The following is a 1,286-nucleotide window of genomic DNA, read 5'->3' as shown; positions in this document are numbered from 1 at the left end:
TGGTCTGGCCCCATTTGGTGAGACAAAGAAAAAACACCTAGATAACATGTTTCCTATAAGCTATAGGTGACATATTATCTAATTTTCTCTGAATCCGTTCATTATTATAGTAGTGGATGTATTCATCCACAGTTTGTATTATACTAGCATTATTCGATTGTTTTATATTTTGCGCATAGAATCCTTCGGATTTCAAATGAGAATGAAAGGATTCTATGAGGGCATTATCATGGCAGTTTCCTGTACGAGACATGCTTGTGATAATGCCTTTTTCTTTGGCATATGTTTGAAATTGTTTTGATGTATACACCTTTCCTTGATCCGAATGTAAAATCGTATCAATCACATTTCGCTTTTTTAAAGCCTCTTTTAGAGTATCTAATACAAGAGAAACATCCTGTGTCTCAGCTATTTTATAACTTACAATTTCATTGTTAAACCCATCTATAATAGATGAAAAATAAAGAGTCTTATTGCCGAACATCAAATACGTGATATCAGTGAACCATTTTTCATTAGGCTTGGTAGCTTTAAATCTCCGTTGTATTCTATTTTTAGCTACCACTGGTTCATGACCGAGCACAAATATCTTTTTCTTTTTTCTAACCCGAGATAATACGTTGTATTTTCTCATGATACGTAATACTTTTTTATGATTCATTACGATGTTAAATTGATCACGTAGACAAGCTGTAACCCGACGATATCCATACCGATATTTATGATGTTGACATATTTCTATTACGGTTTTTTCTTCATGGTTAGTTACTGTTTTCTCCTGCTTTTTCCAACGATAATAAGTAGCACGTGAAATATTAAATATGGAACACAGTTCTGCAATTGTAAAAATTGATTGCCATTCCTTTATCATTTTCATTATTTCTTCTTTTCCTCCCACCTCCTTAAGATTTCTTGGCACTTTTCCAGCAATATAATCTTTGCCTTTAAATAACGTATTTCTAATTCTTTTTGTTCAAGTTCTGTTAACCTTTTTAAGTCTTTTCCATGTGCAGATTGTCTTCCAATAGATTGTTCAAACCGATAGGTTTCGCCTTCACGATACCATTTCATCCAAGTTTTAATTTGAGCCACATGTCTAATTCCTAAGGCATCCATAATTTCTTTATTTTTGAATCCTTGGTGTTTCATTTCAACTACTTTCCACTTTATTTCGGCGGGATAATGCGCCTTTTTCCCCATACGAAAAACACCTCCATTAAAATCATAACTGATACTTACGATTTAGAGAGGTGTTTTTTATCGTCTCATTCTCAGGGTTCACTCCA

At 33.4% G+C, this 1,286-nt stretch carries 1 protein-coding gene; it reads right to left on the bottom strand.

Going from position 1 to position 1,286, the window contains the following annotated elements; translation table 11 throughout:
* Window positions 1-37 precede the first annotated feature (37 nt).
* A protein-coding gene (locus JDS92_RS30010) for an IS3 family transposase (RefSeq protein ID WP_199633037.1) occupies window positions 38-1,200 on the bottom strand; the annotation gives its coding sequence in 2 pieces (ribosomal slippage) (window positions 38-933 and window positions 933-1,200; 1,164 coding nt in all).
* Between the last annotated feature and the right edge of the window lie 86 nt (window positions 1,201-1,286).

The organism is Bacillus cereus group sp. N12, from assembly GCF_016483575.1.
Classification (GTDB): domain Bacteria; phylum Bacillota; class Bacilli; order Bacillales; family Bacillaceae_G; genus Bacillus_A; species Bacillus_A toyonensis.
The sequence above is the reverse complement of the archived record's forward strand: the minus strand, read 5'-3'. Positions and strand labels throughout refer to the sequence as shown.